The 689-nt window shown below is 52.7% G+C and carries 1 protein-coding gene; it reads left to right on the top strand.

All coding sequences use genetic code 11. From position 1 onward, the window contains the following. Positions 1-243 precede the first annotated feature (243 nt). The coding region (locus tag HMPREF9440_RS02630; protein WP_008541224.1) for a hypothetical protein at positions 244-689 on the top strand (446 nt) is incomplete at its 3' end.

Here is a 689-nt window from a genome sequence, read left to right as displayed (position 1 = left end):
GCTGATGACGGTCTTCTGCGCGAGGCTCTATGGGAAGCACAGTCACAAGAACAAAGCACTCTCCTCCGACCCCCTTCAGTGAATTCTCGGGCTTCGTCTACAAAGATGAAACAAAAAGTTGCTGTTGGCTCATTTGTATCTGTATATGGCCTTTTACCCCGGATAGTCCTTTTTTAAAGAGGCGTAGGATGAATTCCGACCAGCAATCAAAGCGCCTCCAACAGATGCGCCGGAGATCCTCAAATGACCTCGAAAAAATCGCCTCAAGTCACCCCCAAGCCCACTCAAAAGAGCCGGAAGATCAAGCCCCTGAAGTCGAAAGAGCCCAGGACTCCCAAGGAACTTGCGCCTGAGCTGAAGGAGAAACTCCTGAGTGCAACGATCGAGAACCATGAGGATCTGCACTTCATCACGCCCAAGCGCCTTGACCAGCTGAACGTCATCAGCGAGGTGCCCGCCTACACGGTGTCGACGAGGATCGTCGACATGAAGAAGGCGTCCAAGGAAGACCTCGCCGCACTGCCGCGGCTCCAACTTGCGTTCGGGCACATGGTCAACCACTTCGCCAACGAATTGGAGAAGAAGGAATACCGGGCGTATCTCAGCGGATCCTTTACGAAGTTCCGGGATCATCTGAAAAAGAATCACAAAATCCCGGTTGGGGAACTCTGCCTGCATTTCTGCTATTG

Origin of the sequence: Sutterella parvirubra YIT 11816 (genome assembly GCF_000250875.1) — a bacterium.
Classification (GTDB): Bacteria; Pseudomonadota; Gammaproteobacteria; order Burkholderiales; family Burkholderiaceae_F; genus Sutterella; species Sutterella parvirubra.
Note: the sequence above shows the minus strand (reverse complement) of the source record. Positions and strands in the feature narration are given on the sequence as shown.